Annotated in this window: 6 protein-coding genes, 1 tRNA gene and 1 pseudogene; 3 read left to right on the top strand and 5 right to left on the bottom strand. The window is 51.1% G+C overall.

Annotation, left to right across the window (positions count from 1 at the left end):
- From PHE17_RS21440 to PHE17_RS21430, 3 genes and pseudogenes are all read right to left on the bottom strand, one after another.
- Nucleotides 1–397: pseudogene (locus PHE17_RS21440) on the bottom strand (anthranilate synthase component I); the annotation flags it as partial.
- 140 nt (nucleotides 398–537) lie between these two features.
- Nucleotides 538–1,332, bottom strand: a complete 795-nt coding sequence (locus PHE17_RS21435) for a phosphoglycolate phosphatase (RefSeq protein ID WP_301017967.1) — start codon at nucleotides 1,330–1,332, stop codon at nucleotides 538–540.
- Between the two features lie 532 nt (nucleotides 1,333–1,864).
- Nucleotides 1,865–2,218 (bottom strand): helix-turn-helix transcriptional regulator, encoded by a 354-nt coding sequence (locus tag PHE17_RS21430; protein ID WP_301017966.1) that lies wholly within the window; start codon nucleotides 2,216–2,218, stop codon nucleotides 1,865–1,867.
- 42 nt (nucleotides 2,219–2,260) lie between these two features.
- On the opposite strand from PHE17_RS21430, the gene PHE17_RS21425 reads away from it, so the two are divergent.
- From PHE17_RS21425 to PHE17_RS21415, 3 genes are read left to right on the top strand one after another with little or no spacing between them, the layout of a single operon-like run.
- Entirely contained in the window at nucleotides 2,261–3,511 is a 1,251-nt protein-coding gene (locus tag PHE17_RS21425; protein WP_301017965.1) for a type II secretion system protein, read from the top strand.
- 2 nt (nucleotides 3,512–3,513) lie between these two features.
- A complete protein-coding gene (locus PHE17_RS21420) occupies nucleotides 3,514–3,723 on the top strand; it encodes a hypothetical protein (protein ID WP_301017964.1) in 210 nt (69 codons plus the stop codon).
- Complete coding sequence (locus PHE17_RS21415) at nucleotides 3,716–4,309, top strand: prepilin-type N-terminal cleavage/methylation domain-containing protein (RefSeq protein ID WP_301017963.1); 594 nt, start codon at nucleotides 3,716–3,718, stop codon at nucleotides 4,307–4,309. The genes PHE17_RS21420 and PHE17_RS21415 overlap by 8 nt, the downstream gene beginning before the upstream one ends.
- 125 nt (nucleotides 4,310–4,434) lie before the next feature.
- Here PHE17_RS21415 and PHE17_RS21410 read toward each other — a convergent pair whose 3' ends face one another.
- Both PHE17_RS21410 and PHE17_RS21405 read right to left on the bottom strand, forming a co-directional pair.
- Nucleotides 4,435–4,638 carry an Arm DNA-binding domain-containing protein gene (locus tag PHE17_RS21410; protein WP_301017962.1) on the bottom strand — a complete coding sequence of 68 codons (204 nt, stop codon included), beginning with the start codon at nucleotides 4,636–4,638 and terminating at the stop codon, nucleotides 4,435–4,437.
- Between the two features lie 152 nt (nucleotides 4,639–4,790).
- A tRNA-Ser gene (locus PHE17_RS21405) sits at nucleotides 4,791–4,878 on the bottom strand.
- Nucleotides 4,879–5,001: the final 123 nt, after the last annotated feature.

The raw sequence follows: 5,001 nt of genomic DNA, 5'->3' as shown, positions 1-5,001 counted from the left end.
AACGCACCGTATCGTAGCCGAAATAACCCGCCAGTCCGCCGGTGAAACGCGGCAGGCCGGACAGCGGCGCGACCTTGAAACGCGACTGGTATTCCTTGATGAAGTCCAGCGGATTATCCGCGTCATGCGTGGCTTCGCCGCCGGGATGGGTAACGGTGATGCGTTTGCCGCGCACCGTGATGCGCGTGTCGGCAGGCAGACCGATGAAAGAATAGCGCCCGAAGCGTTCGCCGCCCTGCACCGATTCCAGCAGGTATGAATAAGGTTTATTTGCAAGCTTGAGGTATAGCGACAGCGGCGTGTCGAGATCGGCAAAGGTCTCCGCCGCCAGTGGGATGCGGTTATAGCCTTGCCTTGCAAGCTGGTTAAACTCTTGTTCGGTGATCGGTTGCAACATGAAAACTCCCCATTAAATTTTTGAGAAAGCTGCGGCAATGCACGCGCCGTAATAACCCGGCGACAGCCATTATCACCATCGCCAGTTTGCGGGTTTTCTCCAAAACATGAGGTTGTTATATGCCATTAGTTAAGCTCGTTTTACGTAGGGTGGGCTATGCCCACCATGTCGGGCGTAGCCCGCCCTACCTTGGGTTCCAGTTCAATCAACTTCAGCGCTTCCGGCAATGTGGCGATTACCGCATCCACATCCAGGTCGTCCACCGGCTTGCCGTGATTATAACCGTAAGGCACGCAGAACACCGGGCAACCCGCAGCGCGCGCCGCCAGGACGTCGTTGCGTGAATCACCGATCATCAGCACCTGTTGCACCGGCACGCCGAAGAATTTGGCGGCATGCAACAGCGGCAGCGGATGCGGCTTCTTTTCCGGCAAGCTGTCGCCGGACAGCGCGATCTCGAAATAATCCGCCAGCCCTGAACTCTCGAGCAACGGCCCGGTAAAATGCGCCGACTTGTTGGTGATGCAACCCAGGCGGTAACCCGCAGCACGCATGGCATCCAGCCCTTCGACCACGCCATCGTACGGTTTGCTGTGCAACAGCAGTTGGCTGTAATGCTTCTCGAAGACCGGTAGGGCACGCTTAAACAGCGCCGCATCCGGCTCTGCGTGCATATCGCCGGTCAGCGCGCGTTTCACCAGCCAACTGACGCCGTTGCCGATGTAGCTCATCAGCAAGTCTTGCGACACTACCGGGCGGCCCATATCGCGCAACATGCGGTTGGCCGATTCCGCCAGCTCCGGTGCGGAATGCAGCAGCGTACCATCCAGATCGACAAGAATGGCGGAAATGCTTAATGGCACCTTCAGGAATTCAGGTTTCATTCCAACTGCTGCGTTGCTCAAAATTTTCTTGCCAGCATCATACACCATCATGCAATTGCTCCCGTTGCCAGCGTGCAGGTTGTTCCAATCTACGCACCGCTGGCTTTACGACGGTGGGCGCTCAATGCACCCACGATTGCAATAGATGGGAATACAACATAAGCAAAACCGCGCACCACCAGGATTGGCGCGGGTTTCGTGTACGGCAATGGATGGTGTAAGGCAGGTTTTTGGCGGAGCTGTGTCAGTCGCCCTTTGCTCTGCAAGCCGCATTAAACCTAGACCTGCAACGTCGCAATTACGGTATGCCCCTAATGGCACCCCCAGATGCATGGCGCTTGAGAGCTTATTGGACGTTTTCAAATGTAACACCACACCCTTTTTGGATTTTGAAAAGTTACGACACATCTCTGCGAGGTGCGCAGTGGTGAAGTAGCAGAAAAATAAGGGTTCATGAGAATTTAGATTTGAATCTAAAACAGCAAAGGCATTTTACATCTTGAGGGTAAAACGGAAATTTCAAAAGAAAATGCGTTGAGTTATCTGGCGCTGAAGCGATTTTCGATAACGCTCGAAATTACCGTTAGCGACTGCCCAAGTAGTCGCAGCAATTCCTTACGACTGTCATCACGAAGGCACGGTCACCTGGTGAAAGATTGGAAATCCATGCGTTAAAAGCTGCTGTCTCGCTCGCCTCCACCGGGCGTTGTTTTGCAAGTAACTCGCCGACAGATGAATGCAGGGCGGTGGAGAGTTTTTCCAATGTGGGTAAAGACGGCAAGTTAGCCCCGCGCTCAAAACGAGAAATCGTCTCTGCGTCAACTCCCACACGTTCTGCAACCTGCTCCTGCGACCATCCAAGTTGCTTGCGACGTTCTGAAACGTTCTTGCCGAGTTGCTTGGCCAGCCGCTCTGAGTCCTTCTTTTTATCAACCATCTTGTTGTCCTCTCTATCAACGAGAATGGATGACTCTGGTAAATGAAAACAGGGCATGTTATGTTGACATGTGTATCAACATATATGTTGAGTTTTGTTTTACAAATACGGGGGCGGTTGTCACCCGTGCGCGATTGCAAACCGGAGATCAGGGTAGTGACCATTACGAAACAACAGACAGGCTTCACACTGATTGAGTTGGCGGTCGTGGTATTCCTAATCGGGCTTCTCGCCTCTATGGGCTTTGGTACCTTCAAAGCACAGATGATGAACGCCGCTATACGCGCCACCCAGGGGAATCAAGGTGCAATCAAGGATGCACTGATGGCGTATCTTGCAAAAAATAAACGGCTTCCCTGCCCTGCAACTTCCGATGTCACTAAGCTGGGTCAAGAGGGGAGAGATACAACCCCACTACCGCCCAATAATTGCTTTACATATTACGGGCTTGTTCCCTATCAAGAACTCGGACTTACAAAAAGCACCGCGATGGATGGTTGGGATAATTTCTTTTCCTATGGCGTTTCGCCAAAATGGACGGCTACATATAGCACGCTTAACGATCAGTACAACACGACCTCTGCTGCCAATTCTTTTAATGTCGGCGTTCCCGGTGTGATTATAGTAAATGACAGGAACCAAACATCCGGCGCCGCTATGCAGATTACTTCTACAGCCGTTGCAGTCGTCATTTCACAAGGAGTGAATGGATACGGTGCGTACACATCAAAAGGCACTCAGAACGACGCATCAGTTGCAGGAGCTGATGAGCTGGCTAACAAACCCCCTGCTACGTTTTCATCGGCGGCTATACCAGTCCCACCTACACCACCAACATATTTCAAGCGAGACTACACCAGCAATACAAGCGCGTATGTCGGCGCATTTGATGATGTGGTACTGGTACTCAACTCCAGCGATTTGCTCACACCACTAATGAGGGATGGCACAATGAAGTCAGCTCAAGGCCAATGGGCAGATCAGGTTACCAATATTAAGAATTGGGTTGCCGATTATGCAGCTGAAAATTGTGCTGTTCCTACAGCTATTCAATTTCAAGCTACAACCTATGCAACTGGGCCTTGGGGGGAGACCATCACATATACCCCGACCCCGACAGCCACATTGCACTTTACTGACAATCTGCCCACTTGGTCGCACACAACGCCTACCACGTCCTTGTATAGATTGACTGATTCAACGGCAATTCCTGTTGCACCAAATACGCTTGATGGCCCTACTGCTGGCTGGCTGCTTATGGCATACCCATACCTTACAACAAAGTGCCCATAACTATGAAAAAATATCTACCTCACATCAAGCCCGCGCTAATTCTTACACCGGCCATTTTCCTGTTGGCGTTCTGGATACTGGCGCTTTCCTCCAGCGGAATATTGACAACCATGGGTGCATACAAGCTAACGCTGTGGGCGCTGCTGCTGTCATTCGGTGCAGCGTATTCGGTTGCTATGTTCGTACATGAAATTTTGCATCCGAATGAATAGGCAGATCGGTTTTACGCTAGTTGAGATTAGTATCGTACTGGTTATCATCGGCTTGATTCTGGGCGCGATCATGTATAACAGTAATGTGCTCATCGGCAACACCAAGGCCACCAGTACCGTCAAACTCATTCAAGACCTGACGGGTGCAGTAAGCGACTTCAAGGCACGCTATCACTACTTGCCGGGAGACCTGCCAAAAGCAGGTGATGATATTTCGGGTGTCGGCACCTGTGACATCGCTACAGCGACGGCAAATATCGGGAATGGCTTGATTGACACCGCTCAAGAAGTAAGTTGTGCTCCAGTGGAACTTGTGTCGGCAGGATTTATTAAGGGAAGCACCTCAGGGATGGTGTCGCCACTCAACCCGGGATTGGCTCCAGATGTCTTCTTAATCGCAAAAACTTCTGCCGCCGTAACCACGTTTCCAACTACCGTACAGAACGTGATTGAAATTCGCAACATCCCCCTTGATGCAGCACAGACCATCGACAATAAGATAGATGATGGCAATTTTGGTTCGGGTAATGTAATGGCCGCCAGCGGTGTCGATGCAACCCACGTAACATTAGACGTAGGGCTCTGAGTTATTTAGCTGCCACCCAAAATCTTTTATAATTGGCGGTTGTTCACACTCTGCGTCTTGTTCATCCAAGTTCGGCAAGCGCGAGGCCGATACGCTCCAGCGCTGCCTTGAAAACTGTCTGCAACTCATGCATCGAATAGGCCCGATAGGGTTATGTCTGGATAGACACCCAAGGCCAGCCGCTTTTCCTTGCCACCATAGCGATACTTGAGCCGCCAATATTTTGAACCGTTAGGCATCACCTCAAGATACATGCCGCCGCCGTCCGCCATCTTGTAGGGCTTGGCTTGGGGCTTCGCTTTCCTTACCGCCGTATCTGAAAGTTTCATGGCACCACCTCGCGTGTTGGTAAATCACTTACCCACAATTGTTTGGTAGATTGCAATAGGCTGGGAAATAAGGCATGAAAAACAAAAACCCGCCAATCACTAGGATTTAAGCGGGTTTCATGTACGTCTTTGGACGGGGTAAAACAGTATTCTGGCGGAAGCTGTGAGATTCGAACTCACGGAACATTTCTGTTCGGCAGTTTTCAAGACTGCTGGTTTAAACCACTCACCCAAGCTTCCAGATTTTGCATGAGCAGTTTTGGCTACGGTGCCGTAACCTGCTGGGCAGACTGCTGATAACCCCTTACCTTGGGTTTACCGATAAGGGCGCATTTTACCCTAAATTCTGCGGAAAATACTGAG

This window comes from Thiothrix sp. (assembly GCF_028714775.1).
Lineage (GTDB): Bacteria > Pseudomonadota > Gammaproteobacteria > Thiotrichales > Thiotrichaceae > Thiothrix.
Note: the sequence above shows the minus strand (reverse complement) of the source record. Positions and strands in the feature narration are given on the sequence as shown.